Source organism: Burkholderia ubonensis (assembly GCF_001718695.1).
Taxonomy (GTDB): Bacteria; Pseudomonadota; Gammaproteobacteria; order Burkholderiales; family Burkholderiaceae; genus Burkholderia; species Burkholderia ubonensis_B.
On sequence record NZ_CP013422.1, the window covers coordinates 305,038 to 320,359 of the forward strand.

The 15,322-nt window shown below is 70.8% G+C and carries 12 protein-coding genes; 8 read left to right on the plus strand and 4 right to left on the minus strand.

Annotated features, from left to right (window positions below):
- The first annotated feature begins 110 nt into the window (after positions 1-110).
- The 4 genes from WJ35_RS21350 (at position 111) to WJ35_RS21365 (ending at position 6,606) form a co-directional block, all read left to right on the plus strand.
- Positions 111-458: a DUF4148 domain-containing protein gene (locus tag WJ35_RS21350; RefSeq protein WP_011881381.1), complete on the plus strand. Its 348-nt coding sequence runs from the start codon at positions 111-113 to the stop codon at positions 456-458.
- Positions 459-1,352: 894 nt separating this feature from the next.
- Positions 1,353-1,955 carry a DUF2760 domain-containing protein gene (locus tag WJ35_RS21355; protein ID WP_069239939.1) on the plus strand — a complete coding sequence of 201 codons (603 nt, stop codon included), beginning with the start codon at positions 1,353-1,355 and terminating at the stop codon, positions 1,953-1,955.
- Positions 1,952-3,793 carry an Hsp70 family protein gene (locus tag WJ35_RS21360; RefSeq protein WP_060235543.1) on the plus strand — a complete coding sequence of 614 codons (1,842 nt, stop codon included), beginning with the start codon at positions 1,952-1,954 and terminating at the stop codon, positions 3,791-3,793. The genes WJ35_RS21355 and WJ35_RS21360 overlap by 4 nt, the downstream gene beginning before the upstream one ends.
- Before the next feature lie 5 nt (positions 3,794-3,798).
- Positions 3,799-6,606 (plus strand): Hsp70 family protein, encoded by a 2,808-nt coding sequence (locus WJ35_RS21365; protein ID WP_069239940.1) that lies wholly within the window; start codon positions 3,799-3,801, stop codon positions 6,604-6,606.
- Positions 6,607-6,660: 54 nt separating this feature from the next.
- Here WJ35_RS21365 and WJ35_RS21370 read toward each other — a convergent pair whose 3' ends face one another.
- The 4 genes from WJ35_RS21370 to WJ35_RS21385 are packed head-to-tail and all read right to left on the minus strand — an operon-like array spanning position 6,661 to position 10,298.
- Entirely contained in the window at positions 6,661-7,257 is a 597-nt protein-coding gene (locus WJ35_RS21370) for a peroxidase-related enzyme (protein ID WP_014724477.1), read from the minus strand.
- A complete protein-coding gene (locus WJ35_RS21375) occupies positions 7,254-7,784 on the minus strand; it encodes a CMD domain-containing protein (RefSeq protein WP_011881386.1) in 531 nt (176 codons plus the stop codon). The genes WJ35_RS21370 and WJ35_RS21375 overlap by 4 nt, the downstream gene beginning before the upstream one ends.
- Positions 7,777-9,261, minus strand: a complete 1,485-nt coding sequence (locus tag WJ35_RS21380) for an NAD(P)-binding domain-containing protein (protein ID WP_059567593.1) — start codon at positions 9,259-9,261, stop codon at positions 7,777-7,779. The genes WJ35_RS21375 and WJ35_RS21380 overlap by 8 nt, the downstream gene beginning before the upstream one ends.
- Complete coding sequence (locus WJ35_RS21385; RefSeq protein WP_069239941.1) at positions 9,258-10,298, minus strand: LysR family transcriptional regulator; 1,041 nt, start codon at positions 10,296-10,298, stop codon at positions 9,258-9,260. The genes WJ35_RS21380 and WJ35_RS21385 overlap by 4 nt, the downstream gene beginning before the upstream one ends.
- 355 nt (positions 10,299-10,653) lie before the next feature.
- On the opposite strand from WJ35_RS21385, the gene WJ35_RS21390 reads away from it, so the two are divergent.
- From WJ35_RS21390 to WJ35_RS21405, 4 genes are read left to right on the plus strand one after another with little or no spacing between them, the layout of a single operon-like run.
- Positions 10,654-11,847 (plus strand): ABC transporter substrate-binding protein, encoded by a 1,194-nt coding sequence (locus WJ35_RS21390; RefSeq protein WP_011881389.1) that lies wholly within the window; start codon positions 10,654-10,656, stop codon positions 11,845-11,847.
- Positions 11,848-11,892: 45 nt separating this feature from the next.
- On the plus strand, positions 11,893-13,704 hold the full coding sequence (locus tag WJ35_RS21395) for an ABC transporter permease (RefSeq protein WP_069239942.1): 1,812 nt from the start codon (positions 11,893-11,895) through the stop codon (positions 13,702-13,704).
- Positions 13,705-13,715: 11 nt separating this feature from the next.
- Positions 13,716-14,555: an ABC transporter ATP-binding protein gene (locus tag WJ35_RS21400; protein WP_011881391.1), complete on the plus strand. Its 840-nt coding sequence runs from the start codon at positions 13,716-13,718 to the stop codon at positions 14,553-14,555.
- 29 nt (positions 14,556-14,584) lie between these two features.
- On the plus strand, positions 14,585-15,316 hold the full coding sequence (locus WJ35_RS21405; RefSeq protein ID WP_185499741.1) for an ABC transporter ATP-binding protein: 732 nt from the start codon (positions 14,585-14,587) through the stop codon (positions 15,314-15,316).
- Positions 15,317-15,322: the final 6 nt, after the last annotated feature.

Sequence of the window (15,322 nt, forward strand, 5' to 3'; positions counted from 1 at the left end):
CTTCCACGCAGCCCGATAACTCTCGAGGGCGCACGTGCTTAAACTTTAGTCATTGGCAACGAACGAGGTGTTCGAAGCCACACAACCAGACACAGTCGGAGGTACGTATCATGAAGAACCTTATTCAAGCCGTTGTCGTTGCTGCTGCCCTTGCCGCTCCGGTCGCCGTTTTCGCTCAGAACACCGCACCGCTCACCCGTGCGCAAGTGCGCGCCGAGCTGATCGAACTGGAGAAGGCCGGTTATAACCCGGCGGTCGGCGAAGACCCGCACTATCCGGACGACATCCAGGCCGCACAAGCCCGCGTCGATCAGCAACATGCGCTGGCTCGCGCACAAGGTGTCGACAACAGCGGTGTGGGCAACAACGCACAAGGCGCCGCAGCGGCCGGCAAGCCGGCGAAGGTCGTCGCGCCGCGCGCGAATGACGAGATGAAGTCGCTGTACCGCGGTCACTAAGCAGCACGAGTGACGCGAGGTTCGAGCGGGAGGCCGTAGCGCTCCCGCGTCGAACCGGACGGCCCGCGATTGCGATCAGCGCAATCGCGGGCTGTTTTTGTATCGGTTGGGCGGGCGTGGGTGCGCTGCGCGGCCGGGATCGATGGTCGCGCTCGGCGCATTGAATCACGCGGGTTTTGTCGAGCCGTCGCGGTTGCCGGTTCGCGCTCATGGTCGGCTGGGCCCGACGCGAGGCGATGCGGCATGTCGTTCGCGTTTCTCTTGCGGCTCGCGTCGGCTTTGGCTTCGGTATCGCCATCGCCATCGCCGTAGAGTCATCGAGCCGACGAACGCTCGGCGCAAGCGCGTTCGAACGATGCGCAATCGCGGCCGGCCTGCAACGATCGCGGTTGCGCCCGCGCGTCGCATCGACGGATGGGTAGCCAGTCGGCAATACGCACGACGACGGCCCGCGTATCTTCTGCTGCCGATCTCACGCGAATGACCGGCCGCGACGGCGTCGGTTTCGACGACGACCGACGCCGTCGCCGCAATGCCGCGTCTGCGCCATCACACGCACTCGCGCGTGCATGCCACGAACGCATTCGCACGCCGATCCCAACCGCCAGCGAACCGCCACTCCGGCCCGGCACGGCCCCCCGCGCTATCGCGGCCGACGTCCTGCAGCAGGCCATCCGACGCATTCCTGCACGCCGCGAAAGCCGTCGCGCCCGTGTCCCGTCCCCCGGACTTCTGCCCGATTCGCCCGCCACAGGGCAAAATACGGGTTTTCCGCACCCGAGAGGGCGCGCCCGAACTACGCGCCGGGCCGGGCGGCGTGCGTTCCGCGCATGCCGCTGCCGGGCGCTCAGGCAAGCTGCTCGCCGCGCGCGAGCCCACAGGAGTCCAAGCCACATGCCCGAATCCAACCTGTCCTTCTTCGGCCGGCTGTCGCTTGCCGTCGGCACGTTCTTCTCCGTGCTCGGCAACCGCGAGTTCGCCGCCGCCGTGCTGCGCGTGCGCGACGGCGCCGCGGCACCGATCGCACCGGCACCGGTTGCGCCGGCACCGGCCGCGGCGCCCGCACCCGCACCTCCTCCCGCACCGGCCAAGGCGCCCGCGCCCGAGCTGCGCGAAGCGAGCCCGCAGGCCGCGCTGCAATTGCTCGGCCTGCTGCAGCGCGATGCGCGCTTCATCGACTTCGTCGAGGAAGACATCGCCGGCTACGCGGACGCCGACATCGGCGCGGCCGCGCGCCTCGTGCACGACGGCTGCCGCGCCGCGCTGCGCGAGCACTTCACGATCGTGCCGGTGCGCGACGAGGCCGAAGGCAGCCGCGTGACGCTGCCGGCCGGCTTCGACGCCACCGCGGTGCGCGTGACCGGCAACGTCGTCGGCGCGGCGCCGTTCAGCGGCACCGTCAGCCATCGCGGCTGGCGCGTTTCCGACGTGCGCCTGCCGAAGCTGACCGGCAGCCACGATGCATCCGTGATCGCCCCGGCGGAGGTGGAACTGTGAGCGATTCCCGTTATTCGATCGGCATCGACCTCGGCACCACGCACTGCGCGCTGTCGTACGTCGACACGGCAGCGTGCGACGGCGAGACGATCGCGCAGCAGGTGCTGCCGATCGCGCAACTGACCGCGCCGGGCGCGCTCGAATCGCGCGACCTGCTGCCGTCGTTCCTCTACCTGCCGCATGAGAGCGAGCTGACGCAGGGCGACCTGACGCTGCCGTGGACCGCGTCGCGCAACTTCGCGGTCGGCGAGATGGCGCGCAGCCGCGGCGCCGGCACGCCGATCCGCCTCGTGTCGAGCGCGAAGAGCTGGCTGTGCCATCCGGGCGTCGACCGCCGCGCGGCGATCCTGCCGAGCGACGCGCCGCCCGAGGTGGCGCGCGTGTCGCCGCTCGAAAGCTCGATCCGCTACCTGACGCACCTGCGCGAAGCGTGGGACCACGCACATCCGGACGCGCCGTTCGCGGACCAGGACGTGACGGTCACGATTCCCGCGTCGTTCGACCCGGCCGCGCGCGAGCTGACGGCCGAGGCCGCACGGGCCGCCGGCTATGCGCGGATGACGCTGCTCGAGGAGCCGCAGGCGGCGCTCTACAGCTGGATCCAGAAGAGCGCGGGCGGCTGGCGCAAGCAGGTGCGGGTCGGCGACCTGATCCTGTGCGTCGACGTCGGCGGCGGCACGACCGACCTGTCGCTGATCGCGGTCGTCGAGCGCGACGGCAATCTCGAGCTGCACCGCGTCGCGGTCGGCGAGCACATCCTGCTCGGCGGCGACAACATGGACCTCGCGCTCGCGCACGTCGTCGCGCGCAAGCTCGCGACGCAGGGCACGCAGGCCGATCCGTGGCAGCTGCGCGCGCTCACGTATGCGTGCCGCGCCGCGAAGGAGACGCTGCTGTCCGACCCGTCCACCGACGCGGTGCCGCTCGTCGTGCCGAGCCGCGGCTCGAAGCTGATCGGCGGCTCGATCCGCACCGAGCTGACCCGCGCGGAACTCACGCAGACGATCCTCGAAGGCTTCTTCCCGCAGGTCGACGCGGCCGCGCGCCCGATCAGCCGCGCGCGCGTCGGCCTCACGCAGCTCGGCCTGCCGTATGCGCAGGACGCGGGCATCACGCGCCATCTCGCGGCGTTCCTCGGCCGCCAGGTCGCGGCGCTCGACACGCTCGAAGGCGTCGAGCGCGCACTGCCGGCAGGTGCGACGTTCCTGCACCCGACCGCGGTGCTGTTCAACGGCGGCGTGTTCAAGTCGTCGCTCCTCACGCAGCGCGTGCTCGATACGCTCAACAGCTGGCTCGCCGCCGAAGGCGCGGCGCCCGCGCGCCTGCTCGAAGGCGCGGATCTCGACCTCGCGGTCGCGCGCGGCGCCGCGTACTACGGCTACGTGAAGCGCGGCCGCGGCGTGCGGATTCGCGGCGGCACGGCGCGCGCGTACTACGTCGCGATCGAATCGGCGATGCCGGCGGTGCCGGGGCTCGAGCCGCCGGTGCAGGCGCTGTGCGTCGCGCCGTTCGGCATGGAGGAAGGCACCGACGCGGCGCTGCCGCCGCAGGAGTTCGGCCTCGTCGTCGGCGAGCCGGTGCATTTCCGCTTCTTCGGGTCGTCGGTGCGCCGCCAGGACCAGGTCGGCACGCTGCTCGACTACTGGTCGCCGGAGGAGCTGCAGGAACTCGAGGAGATCCAGGCGACGCTGCCGGCCGACGGCCGCACGGTCGGCGAGATCGTGCCCGTGAAGCTGCACGCGCGCGTGACCGAGGCCGGCACGCTCGAGCTCGAGGCGATCCCGAGCGGCACCGACGAGCGCTGGAAGGTCGAGTTCGACGTGCGCGGCGCCGCCTGAGCGCGATGAAGCGCTATACGGTCGGCATCGACCTCGGCACGAGCAATACGGTCGTCGCGTACGTCGAGAACGGCTCGGATGCGATCCGCGTGTTCGATGTCGAGCAACTCGTCGGCCCCGGCGAGGTCGGCGCGCAGCCGTTGCTGCCGTCGGTGCGCTATCACCCGGCGGCGGGCGAGTTGCCGGCGGACGCGCTGCGCTTGCCGTGGCAGGCCGTCGAGGCGGCCGGCGCAGTGGGTGCGGCGGGGGCGACGGGTGCGGCTGGCGCTGGCGGGGCACATGCGACGAACGCCGCCGGCGCGCCGCCGGCCGTGATCGGCCGCTATGCGCGTGCGCTCGGCGCGCAGGTGCCGGGCCGGCTCGTCGCCAGCGCGAAAAGCTGGCTGTCGCACGCGTCGGTCGACCGGCTCGCGCCGATCCTGCCGTGGGGCGCGGCCGACGGCGTCGACAAGATATCGCCGGTCGACGCGAGCGCCAGCTATCTCGCGCACGTGCGCGACGCGTGGGACGCGCATTTCCCCGATGCGCCGCTCGCCGAGCAGGACGTGATCCTCACGGTGCCCGCGTCGTTCGACGACGGCGCGCGCGCGCTGACGGTCGAGGCCGCACGTCTCGCAAGGCTGCCCGCGCTGCGCCTGCTCGAAGAGCCGCAGGCTGCGTTCTACGACTGGCTGTACCGCCACCGCGCGTCGCTGCGCGATACGCTCGCAGGCGCCCGGCGCGTGCTGATCTGCGACGTCGGCGGCGGCACGACCGACCTGACGCTGGTCGACGTCGCGCTCGGCGGCGACGGCGAGCCCGCGCTGACGCGGATCGGCGTCGGCAATCACCTGATGCTCGGCGGCGACAACATGGACCTCGCGCTCGCGCGGCTCGTCGAGACGCGCCTGACCGAGCCCGGCGCGCGGCTGTCGGCCGCGAGCCTGTCGCAGCTCGTCGAGCGCTGCCGCGCGGCCAAGGAGCGCCTGCTCGGCGACGATGCGCCCGATGCGGTCACGGTCACGCTGCTCGGCGCGGGCAGCCGCCTGATCGGCGGCGCGCGCTCGGCGGAGCTGACGCGGCAGGAGGTCGAGCAGATCGTCGTCGACGGCTTCTTCCCGCAGGTGGCGGCCGACGCGCTGCCGCGCCGCGCACGCAGCGCGATCGTCGAGTTCGGGCTGCCGTACGCGAGCGATGCGGCCGTCACGCGGCACGTCGCCGCGTTTCTCGCGCGGCACGCGGAAGGCCCGCTGCCCGACACGCTGCTGCTCAACGGCGGCGTGTTTCGCGCGGGCGCGCTCGCCGGCCGTCTCGCGCAGACGCTCGGCGCGTGGCGCGGCCAGCCGCTCAACGTGTTGCAGAACACGCAGCCGGACATCGCGGTTGCGCGCGGCGCGGTCGCGTACGGCCTCGCGCGCGCGGGGCACGCGCCGCGCATCGGCGGCGGCTCGCCGCGCAGCTATTTCCTCGTGCTCGACGACGGCGGCGATGCCGCCGCCGAAGCGCGCGGCGTATGCCTGCTGCCGCGCGGCACCGAAGAGGGCCGCGAAATCCGGCTGGAAGACCGCACGTTCGCGCTGCAGCTTGGGGCGCCGGTGCGTTTCCACCTCGTGTCGACGGTTGCTGATACGGCGTACCGTCCCGGCGATCTGGTGACGCTCGGCGACGGCGATTTCGTCCGGCTGCCGCCGATCGCGACGGTCATCGACCGGCAGGCGGGCGGCGGCGCACGCGAAACACCGGTGAAGCTCACGGCGTCGCTGACCGAAGTCGGCACGCTCGAAATGCACTGCATCGCGACGGATGACGCGGCGCAGCGCTGGCGCCTCGAATTCCAGTTGCGCGGCGACGCGGCGACTCGAGGCGACGTGGACATGCCCTTGCGGCATCCGCAACTCGATCAGGCGATCGAACTGATCGACCGCTCGTTCGGCGGCCGCTCGGCGGACGTCACGCCGAAGGACACGCGCCGGCTGCGCGCGCAGCTCGAGCAGCTGCTCGGCCCGCGCGACGAATGGGACGTCGCGCTCGCGCGCGAGCTGTTCGACGCGCTGCTCGCGCGGGCGCGCCGTCGGCGGCGCTCGGCCGATCACGAGCGCGCGTGGCTGAACCTCGCCGGCTATTGCGTGCGCCCGGGCTTTGGCCATCCGCTCGACGCGTGGCGCATCGAGCAGCTGTGGCCGCTGTTCGACGACGGCATCCAGTACGTGAACGACGGGCAGGTGTGGTCCGAATGGTGGACGCTGTGGCGGCGCGCGGCAGGCGGGCTCGACGAGGATGCGCAGACGCAGATCCGCGACGCGATTGCGTTTCTCGAACCGGCCGACGGCAAGCGGCGCAAGCTGCCGTTCGATCCGGCCAAGGTCGGGCCGGCCGACATGACGCGCTTGTCCGCGTCGCTCGAGCGGTTGCCGGTCGAGCGCAAGATCGAGCTTGCCGAGCGGCTGACCGCGCTGCTGCAGAAGCCGTCCGACTGCGCGCTCGGCGCGTGGGCGCTCGGCCGCGTCGGCGCGCGCCAGCCGTTCTACGGCAGCGCGCATGGCGTCGTGCCGGCCGACGTTGCAGGCAGCCTGCTCGACGCGCTGTTCGCGCTCGACTGGAAGCAGGTCGAGCCGGCCGCGTTCGCGGCCGCGCAGATCGCGCGGATGACGGGCGATCGCGAACGCGATCTGCCGGACGACACGCGTGCGGCGGTGATCAAGCGGCTGTCGGCGGCGAACGCGTCGGCCGCCTGGATCGACATGGTGCGCGAAGCGATCGCGTTCGATGAAGCGGACACGGCGCGCGTGTTCGGCGAGTCGTTGCCGGCGGGGTTGAAGCTGCTGGAGGGTTGAGCGAACGGCCGGGCGCCGCATCGACGGCTCGCCGGCCGGCGAGCAGCGCCACCGTCAAGTGTTCGTCGTGGCCTGCGGAAACACCGGTTCGCCGAGCGTCAGCATCAAGCGGTTCGCCCACGCGAAGATCGCGATCGCATGCGACAGGTCGAGTATTTCGTCATGAGCGAGTCCCGCGGCCTCGAGCGCGGCGATGTCGCTGTCGTCCACCGTGTCGGGCCGCTCGGTTAGCGCGATCGCATAGCGGACGATCGCGCGTTCGCGCGCGTTCGTCCCCGCCGTCGATGGGTCTTCAAATACCTGCTCGATCGAATCGCTGCGTTTCGCGAGCTGCGTGAAGCGTTGCGCATGGACCGATGCGCAGTACACGCAGCCATTCACACGCGACACCACCGTGCTCGCCAGTTCCCGCTCCGCGCGCGACAGTCCGCCGGGGCCGTACATGATCGCGTTGAACACGGCCGAGCGTTGCCGCAGGATCTCGGGCTGATGCACGAGCAGCAGGTAATAGTCGGACGTCGTTGCGTGCGGATGGCTCGCCTCGAGCACGTCGAGCTGCTCCGCGGTGGCGCGTTCGAGCGGCACCGTATCGAGCCACGCACGCCAGCCGAGCGTGTCGGACGTGAAGCCGTGGGAGGTGACCGTGGTCATGCGGCCTCCCGCGCGACGCGCGTGTGCAACGCGCTGGCCGCCGCCGCGACGCGCAGCTGATACGCGACGAACGCGACGAGCTGCGACAACGCAACGATTGCCGCCGTCGTGAATCCCGCCGACTTCAGTGCGGCGAGATCGGACGCGTGTGCGTCGACGGGCGACAGCGTCAGGCGCCGCGCATGCGCGAGCAGCGCACCCAGACGGCGCGGCAGCGCATCGAATGCGTCGGCGTCGGCGCGCGCGATGTCGTCCGGCGTGCCGCCCGCCTCGATCAGCCGCGCGTGGTAGGTCGCGGCGAGTGCGTGCGCACTCGATCGCTGCGCGACGTAGCGCGCCGCATGCAGACGCTCGATGAGCGAAAGATCGGGCAGCGCGGCATCGAACAGCGCGGCTTCGCTCAACTGCGTATGGCGCAGCACCTTCTCGCGCGCGCGGCGCAGTGCGGCGACCGGACTGTCGTCGCGCAGCCCGGCGACCGCGTCGATCGTATCCGGCGCGGCGGCCGGCGGTTGGGTATCAATCATCGTGGTGGGTTCCGGTGGTCACGGGTGTCGTGGAAGGCGCCGTCCACGCGTCGGCGTCGCGCCATTCGTCGCCATGCAGCTCCGCGTTGGCGAACGCGACGAGCGCGTCGTAGTGGCGGTCGCGATCGTCGTCGAACAGCCGGCTCGCGATGCCGCGCGCGAGCCGTCCCGCGCCCGCGCTGATCGCGGGGATGTCGCCGGACAGCTTGCCGTGGCTCAGACTCGCCGCATTGTTGAAGCAGTGGATGCGCGTGACGGCTGGGCATGCGCCGCGCTCGCGTTCCTGGAACGCGAACGCGGGACCGAGATCGGGCGACTCGGCGAGTTCGTCGAGCCAGGTGCCGGGCGGCGGTTGGTAGCGATCCTTCCAGCGCCGCACATGCGGCCCGAACGATGCGAATTCCGTGCGCGTGGTCCAATCGGAATGGAAGCCCGTCGCGAAGATCAGGAAATCGACCGTGTAGCGACCGCGCGGCGTGACGACCTGCAGCCCGTCATGAGCGTCGACCAGCGTTTCGATCGGGCTGGCCGCATGGAAGTACGCGTGCGGGTGCCGCGACACGCGCAGCACGCTCTCGCGCGGCGGCGGTGTCTGCGACGTCAGCGCATAGTGCATGAAGCGCCACTTCGTCGCGTCGTCGAGCGCGGCGAAGCCATGCACGAGGCCCGGGCTGCCGATGCCGGTCAGCTTGTTGATGCGCGGAATGTCCGCGCGACGGAACAGCAGGTCGACGCGAGCGGCGCCTGCCTCGAGTGCGGTACCGGCATTGTCGAACGCGGACGCGCCCGCGCCCACCACGCCGACGCGCTTGCCGGCGAGCGCCGCGAAATCGATCGGCTCGGACGAATGCGCCCAGCGCGTGCGCGGCACGCGTTGCGCGACGGGCGGAACGTACGGGCCGCCGAGTCCGTCGCGGCCGGTCGCCAGTACGACGTGACGCGCGAGCACCGTCCGCGTTGCGCCGCTCGCTTGCAAGTCGAGCGCAAGCAGGCCGTCGTCACGCGGGCGCAGTGCGACGAGCGTGGTGTCGTTGTGCACCGACAGGTCGAGCACGCGGCGGTACCAGCGCAGATAGTCCATCCACTGCGTGCGCGGGATCTTGTAGAGCGCATCCCATGCGTCGCGGCCGTGGCAGGCTTCGAACCACGCGCGAAAGGTCAGTGCGGGGAGCCCGAGCGCGGGGCCGGCGAGCTGCTTTGGCGAGCGCAACGTCTCCATCCGCGCGAAGGTGACCCACGGGCCTTCATAGCCGGCCGGCGCGCGGTCGATCACGCATTGGTTGTCGATGCCGAGCAGACGCAGCTCGGCCGACGCCGCGAGCCCTGCCATGCCGCCGCCGACGATCGCGACGTCGAGTACGCGCGCACCGTCGACCTCGCGCGGCGGCACCCACGACGGCGGGGGCAGGTCGAGCCAGCGCAGGTCCTGCGCGACACGTGCTTCCAGTGCCGCGAGTGTGTCGGGCGTCGCCGTCATGCGGCCTCCTTGCGGGCGCCGCGCGCGTGCGCGGTTCGGGTCGATCGGGTAGGGCGCGTCGCGCGAGCCGGGCGCGCGTCGCCGTCGGTGCGCGGCCGGTCGCCGCGCATCCACGCGTCGTGCACAGATGCATCGTGAAAGATCACGCCGTCGAGGAGTGTGCGCGTCGTGCGCTGCAGCGCGTCGAGCAGCGCGTCGACGGCGGCCGTGCGCGGCTTGCCGGCCGGCGTCGCGACGCCGAACGCAAACGGTATGTCCGCATCGAGCGGGCGTACGACGACGCCTTCGACCGGCAGTGCGACGCCCGTTGCCGGATCGACGATCGCGATCCCGAGCGCGGCGCGCGCGGCCATCACGGCATTCAGCGATGCGTTGGTCTCGACGAATACACGGACGTCGACACGTGCTGCGGCCAACGCCGCATCGATGCGCTGGCGCAGCCGGTGCCGGTTCGCGACCGTCACGATGCGGCGCCGCGCGAGATCGCGCAGTGTGATACGCGGCTTGGTCGCGAGCGGATCGGCCGCGGCCAGCACGGCGACGCAACGGGCTTGCGCGATCCAGTGCACGTCGAGCCCGGCATGCGCGATCGGCAACGTGACGACGCCGATATCGGCGGTGCCTGCCAGCACTTCGTGCACGACGTGTTCGGCCGATTCGCTGCGCAGCTGGTAATGCGGCGCGTGCGCGCCGTCGGGCAGCGCGGCGAGCGCGGCCGGCACGAGCGCGGCCGCGAGCGAAGGCGTGGCCGCGATGCGCACGGGCTCGGCCGTTTCGTCGCCGAGTGCGCGTGCCCGCGCTTCGATCGCGCGCAGGCCGACGAGCGAACGCTCGACTTCGTCGTAGAGCAGGAACGCGCGGCGCGTCGGCGTGACGCGGGGGCCGTGCCGGTCGAACAGCGCATAGCCGAGATCGGCTTCGAGCTCCTGGATCTGCCGCGTGACGGCCGGCTGCGAACGGCCGAGCAGTTCGCCCGCGCCGGTGACGCTGCCGGCCGACATGACCGCCGAAAATGCTTCGAGTTGATGCAACTCCATGGCGCGTTCCGATGATGCAATGTGCGCATTGTAGGAGCGCCAGCATGCGTGATTCATATAATGATTTTTGCTATCGACAGCGCGAAAAGTGCGAAGCGCGGGCGCACCGCGCGGAGTTCGATTACGTGCATGCGTGCCGGTCCCGCACGGCCGCGCATGTCGAACCTCAATCGAATCAAAGCGCTGCGCCGCGTACGCACGCGCCGTGCATGTGCGCCGCACGCCGATGCATCGACGCACGCGTTCGGCTTCGCGCCGCGTGCGATATCGATATGCGCAAAACTTCGTTGGAACGCCCTGAGGCAGATGGTTACATGCCGTCACTCTTTTCGATTGGCGGACGGCTGGGGGGCGTATGAAGGTATCGGGCATCGACACACGCGGCGCATGGCGGCGCGCACTGGGCACGGTTGCGGCGCTGGCTGCCGCATGGGGTTTGTCGACGGGCGGCGCGCTCGCCGCGGGCGTATCGGGCGAGCCGCTGGTGATCGGCGTGAGCGGACCGCTCACCGGGCAGGACGCGCAATACGGCGAGCAATGGAAGCGCGGCTTCGATCTCGCGCTCGACGAGATCAACGGCAGCGGCGGCATCCATGGCCGCCCGCTCGCGGTGGATTTCCAGGACAGCCGCAGCGACCCGCGCCAAGCGGTCGCGATCGCGCAGAAATTCGTCGCCGATCCGCGCATCGTGATCGAGCTCGGCGACTTCTCCAGCGCGACGTCGATGGCCGCGTCGCCGATCTACCAGCGCGGGCAGCTGATTCAGTTCGGCTTCACGAATTCGCATCCCGATTTCACGAAGGGCGGCGACTACCTGTGGAGCACCGCGCTCAGTCAGGCCGAGGAGCAGCCGCTGCTGGCGCGTTACGCGGTGAAGGAGCTCGGCTTCAAGCGGATTGCGGTGCTGTACCTGAACACCGACTGGGGCCGCACGAGCAAGGACATCTTCGCGAAGGCGGCGGCGGGGCTCGGCGCGCAGGTCGTCGCGGCCGAAGGCTACCAGCCGGCGGAGAAGGACTTCCGCTCGACGCTCGTGCGCATCGGTGCGTCGAAGCCCGATTCGATCGTGCTGATCTCGTATTACGCCGACGGCGCGCAGATCGTGCGTCAGGCGCGTAGCGCGGGCCTCGCGTTGCCGATCGCGGCGGTCGGCTCCGTGTATTCGCCGAAATTCCTCGAACTGGGCGGCACGGCCGTGGAAGGCGTCTATACCGAGTCGAACTTTTTCCCGGCCGAACCGCGTCCGGAAGTGCAGGCGTTCGTGCAGCGCTATCGCGCGAAATATCATGCGGATCCCGATTCGTTCGTGGCGCGCGCGTACGACGCGCTGATCCTGTCGGCCGACGTGCTGCGCCGCTACGGGACCACGCGTGCGGCCGCGCACGACGGCTTCGCGAAGGTGAGCGACGTGCCGAGCGTGATCTTCGGCAAGGTGCGCTTCGACCCGCAGACGCGCCGTGTCGCGGGCGCCCGCACCGTCTATCTCGTGGTGAAGCAGGGGCAGTGGGCGCTGTGGGACGGCGCGAAGCCGCAGCTCGCCGCGCGCTGATCCAGCGCGCGCCCTGACCCGCATGCTTTCGACGGACGTATCGTGATGGCTTCCTGGCTCGACTACACGCTCAACGGTCTCATCGTCGGCAACATCTACGCGTTGCTCGCGGTCGGGCTCGCGTTGATCTTCGGCGTGTCGCATCTGATCAACTTCGCGCACGGCTCGGTCTACATGGTGGGCGCGTTCGTCGGCTGGCTGTGCCTGACGCGCTTCGGCCTGCCGCTGCCCGTCGCGCTCGCGGCGGTGGTCGCGGGCTGCGCGGCGCTCGGCATCGCGATCGAGCGCATCGGGCTGCGGCCGTTGCGCCACGCGGCGCGGATCGCGCCGCTGCTCGCGACGATCGGCATCAGTTTCATCCTCGATCAGCTCGTGCAGCTCGTGTTCGGCGCCGATCCGCGCGCCGTGCCGACGCCGTTGCCCGACTGGCACGTGCGGATCGCGGGCGCGACGCTCGGCGCGCTCGACCTGCTGATCGCGGGCATCGGCATCGCGGCGGCCGCACTGCTGTACGGATTCCTGCGCTTCACGCGGCTCGGCTGGGCCGTGCGCGCCACTGCGCAGGACCGCGACGCGGCGCTGCAAATGGGCGTCGACGTCGATCGCGTGAACCAGGCCGTGTTCGCAATCGCATGCGCGCTCGGCGGCGTCAGCGGGCTGCTGGTCGGCATGTACTACAACAGCATCGATCCTGCGATGGGCTTCCAGGCGACGCTCAAGGGCGTGGTCGCGCTGCTGATCGGCGGGCTCGGCAACGTGCCGGGCGCGATTGCGGGCAGCCTGCTGCTCGGTCTCGTCGAAAGCTACGGCGTCGCGCTGTTCGGGACGAGCTATCGCGACCTGTTCGCGTTCGGGCTGCTGATCGTGTTCCTGGTATGGCGGCCGAACGGGCTGTTCAGCGCGAAGCGCGCGCTGCCGCCCGAGCCGATGACCGGCACCTTCCTCGCCGCTGCGAGGCACGTACGCGTGTCGCGCCCGGCCGTCGCGGCGCTGATCGTGCTGGCTGCCGCGCTGCCGTGGCTCGGCGCGTCGCCGTATGTGCTGCAGACACTGACCAACGCGTGGCTGTACGGGCTGCTCGCACTGAGCCTCACGCTGGTGGCCGGCACGGTCGGGCAGATCTCGCTCGGCCATGCGGCGCTGCTCGTGATCGGCGCGTATGCATCGGCGCTGCTGTCGTCGGATCTCGGCTGGTCGCCGGCCGTGACGATCCCGTGTGCGGGCGCGATCACCGCGGCGCTCGGCACGCTGCTCGTCTATCCGGCATTCCGCTTGCGCGGCCACTACGTGTCGATCGCGACGCTCGGCATCGGCGAAGTGGTGAGCCTCGTGATCCTGAACTGGGACGGCCTCACGCGCGGCCCGCTCGGCATCACCGGCATCGCGCCGCTGCCGTGGGCGAGCACCGCGCGCGCCGCGTACTGGTTCGCACTCGCGGTGCTCGTCGTGCTGGCGCTGCTGCAGGTGCGGCTGCTGCGCTCGCATCTCGGCCGTACGCTGCGCGCGGTGCGCGAGGACGACGTCGCCGCACGCGCGCACGGCATCGCGCCGAATCGCTACAAGGCGATCGCATTCGCGGTCGGCGGCGTGGCGGCCGGCGTGAGCGGCGGAATCGCCGCGCATCTGTACAGCTACATCAATCACCAGACCTTCGATTCGCAGGTCTCGATCCTTGCGTTGACGATGGTGATCCTCGGCGGGCTCGGCAACGTGCTTGGCGGTATCGTCGGCGCGGTTGCGCTGATCGGGCTGCCCGAGCTGTTCCGCTGGGCGGCCGACTATCGGATGCTGATCTACGGCGTCGTGCTGGTGCTGCTCGTCCGGTTCCGGCCGCAGGGCCTGCTCGGCACCGTGTAAGGAGAAATGCGATGACCACTCGTCGACCGTTGCTCGACGTGCGCGGATTGACACGCCGCTTCGACGGCGTGACCGCGCTCGACGCCGCGAGCCTGACGCTCGCCGACGGCGAATTGCTGAGCGTGATCGGCCCGAACGGCGCGGGCAAGTCGACGCTGTTCAACCTGATCGCGGGCGCGGACCGTCCCGACGCCGGCCGCGTGACGTTCGACGGGAGCGACATCACCGGCGTCGCACCGGAGCGGCTCGCGGCGCTCGGCATCGCGCGCACGTTTCAGCACGGCCGCGTGTTCGGCAACCTGAGCGTGCTCGACAACGTATTGATCGGCGCCCATGCGCGGCTGCGGGCGGCGCGACGCGGCTGGCCGGTGCTCGGCGCGGCGGCCGAGGTATGGCGCGCGCTGGTGCGGCCCGCGTCGGTGCGGCGCGAGGAAGCCGCGTTGCGCGCCGAAGCGCGCGACATCGTCGCGCGATTCGGCGAGCGGCTCGCGCCGCGCATCGATCACCCGGCGCATAGCCTGTCGTATGCGAACCGCCGACGCGTCGAGATCGGCCGCGCGCTCGCGCTGCACCCGCGCCTGCTGCTGCTCGACGAGCCGACCGCCGGGATGAACGAGACCGAGACCGCCGAGATGCTGCAACTGATCCAGTCGCTGAAGGCGGGCGGCCTGACGATCCTGCTGATCGAACACAAGCTCGAGCTCGTGATGCGCGTATCCGATCGCGTGATGGTGCTCGACAACGGCGTGAAGATCGCCGAAGGCGCGCCGCGCGACGTGCGGCACGATCCGCGCGTGATCGAGGCCTATCTCGGGCGCCGCCATGCGGACGCCGCGCGCGCGGCGGCATGAGCCCACCATTTTCTGGAGCTGACCTCGCGATGACCGACACGCTGCTGAAACTGGAGCACCTCGACACGTTCTACGGACCGGTGCAGGTGCATTTCGACGTGAGCTTCGAGGTCGGCCGCGGGCAGATCGTCAGCCTGCTCGGCGGCAACGCGAGCGGCAAGTCGACGACGATGAAGCTGATTCTCGGGCTGATGCGGCCGGGGCGCGGCGTCGTGCGCTTCGACGGCGACGACGTGACGTCGCTCGCGACGCCGCAGCGCGTCCGGCGCGGGATCGCGGCGGTGCCCGAGGCGCGGCGGCTGTTCGGCGACATGAGCGTGCGCGAGAACCTGTTGATGGGCGCGTACACGCGTGGCGACCGCGCGGCGGTCGCCGACGATTACGCGCGCGTGCTCGACCTGTTTCCGCGCGTGAAGGAGCGGCTCGCGCAGCGTGCGGGCACGCTGTCGGGCGGCGAGCAGCAGATGCTCGCGATGGCGCGTGCGCTGATGGCGCGGCCGAAACTGATCTGCATGGACGAGCCGACGATGGGCTTGTCGCCGCTCTACGTCGACAAGGTGCTCGAACTCATCGATGCGATCAACCGGCAGGGCGTGACGGTGTTCATGGTCGAGCAGAACGCGAGCCTCGCGCTGGAGATCGCGCACTACGGATACGTGTTGCAGACGGGGCGCGTCGCGCTCGAAGGGCCGGCGAGGGCGCTGCTCGACGACGAACGCGTGCGCGATGCGTATCTCGGCGGGGATGCCGTGACGGCCTGACGGCGG

Coding starts and splice junctions, on each gene's coding strand:
- WJ35_RS21350 (WP_011881381.1), top strand. CDS start 111: ATGAAGAACCTTATTCAAGCCGTTGTCGTTGCTGCTGCCCTTGCCGCT.
- WJ35_RS21355 (WP_069239939.1), top strand. CDS start 1,353: ATGCCCGAATCCAACCTGTCCTTCTTCGGCCGGCTGTCGCTTGCCGTC.
- WJ35_RS21365 (WP_069239940.1), top strand. CDS start 3,799: ATGAAGCGCTATACGGTCGGCATCGACCTCGGCACGAGCAATACGGTC.
- WJ35_RS21370 (WP_014724477.1), bottom strand. CDS start 7,257: ATGACCACGGTCACCTCCCACGGCTTCACGTCCGACACGCTCGGCTGG.
- WJ35_RS21375 (WP_011881386.1), bottom strand. CDS start 7,784: ATGATTGATACCCAACCGCCGGCCGCCGCGCCGGATACGATCGACGCG.
- WJ35_RS21380 (WP_059567593.1), bottom strand. CDS start 9,261: ATGACGGCGACGCCCGACACACTCGCGGCACTGGAAGCACGTGTCGCG.
- WJ35_RS21385 (WP_069239941.1), bottom strand. CDS start 10,298: ATGGAGTTGCATCAACTCGAAGCATTTTCGGCGGTCATGTCGGCCGGC.
- WJ35_RS21390 (WP_011881389.1), top strand. CDS start 10,654: ATGAAGGTATCGGGCATCGACACACGCGGCGCATGGCGGCGCGCACTG.
- WJ35_RS21395 (WP_069239942.1), top strand. CDS start 11,893: ATGGCTTCCTGGCTCGACTACACGCTCAACGGTCTCATCGTCGGCAAC.
- WJ35_RS21400 (WP_011881391.1), top strand. CDS start 13,716: ATGACCACTCGTCGACCGTTGCTCGACGTGCGCGGATTGACACGCCGC.
- WJ35_RS21405 (WP_185499741.1), top strand. CDS start 14,585: ATGACCGACACGCTGCTGAAACTGGAGCACCTCGACACGTTCTACGGA.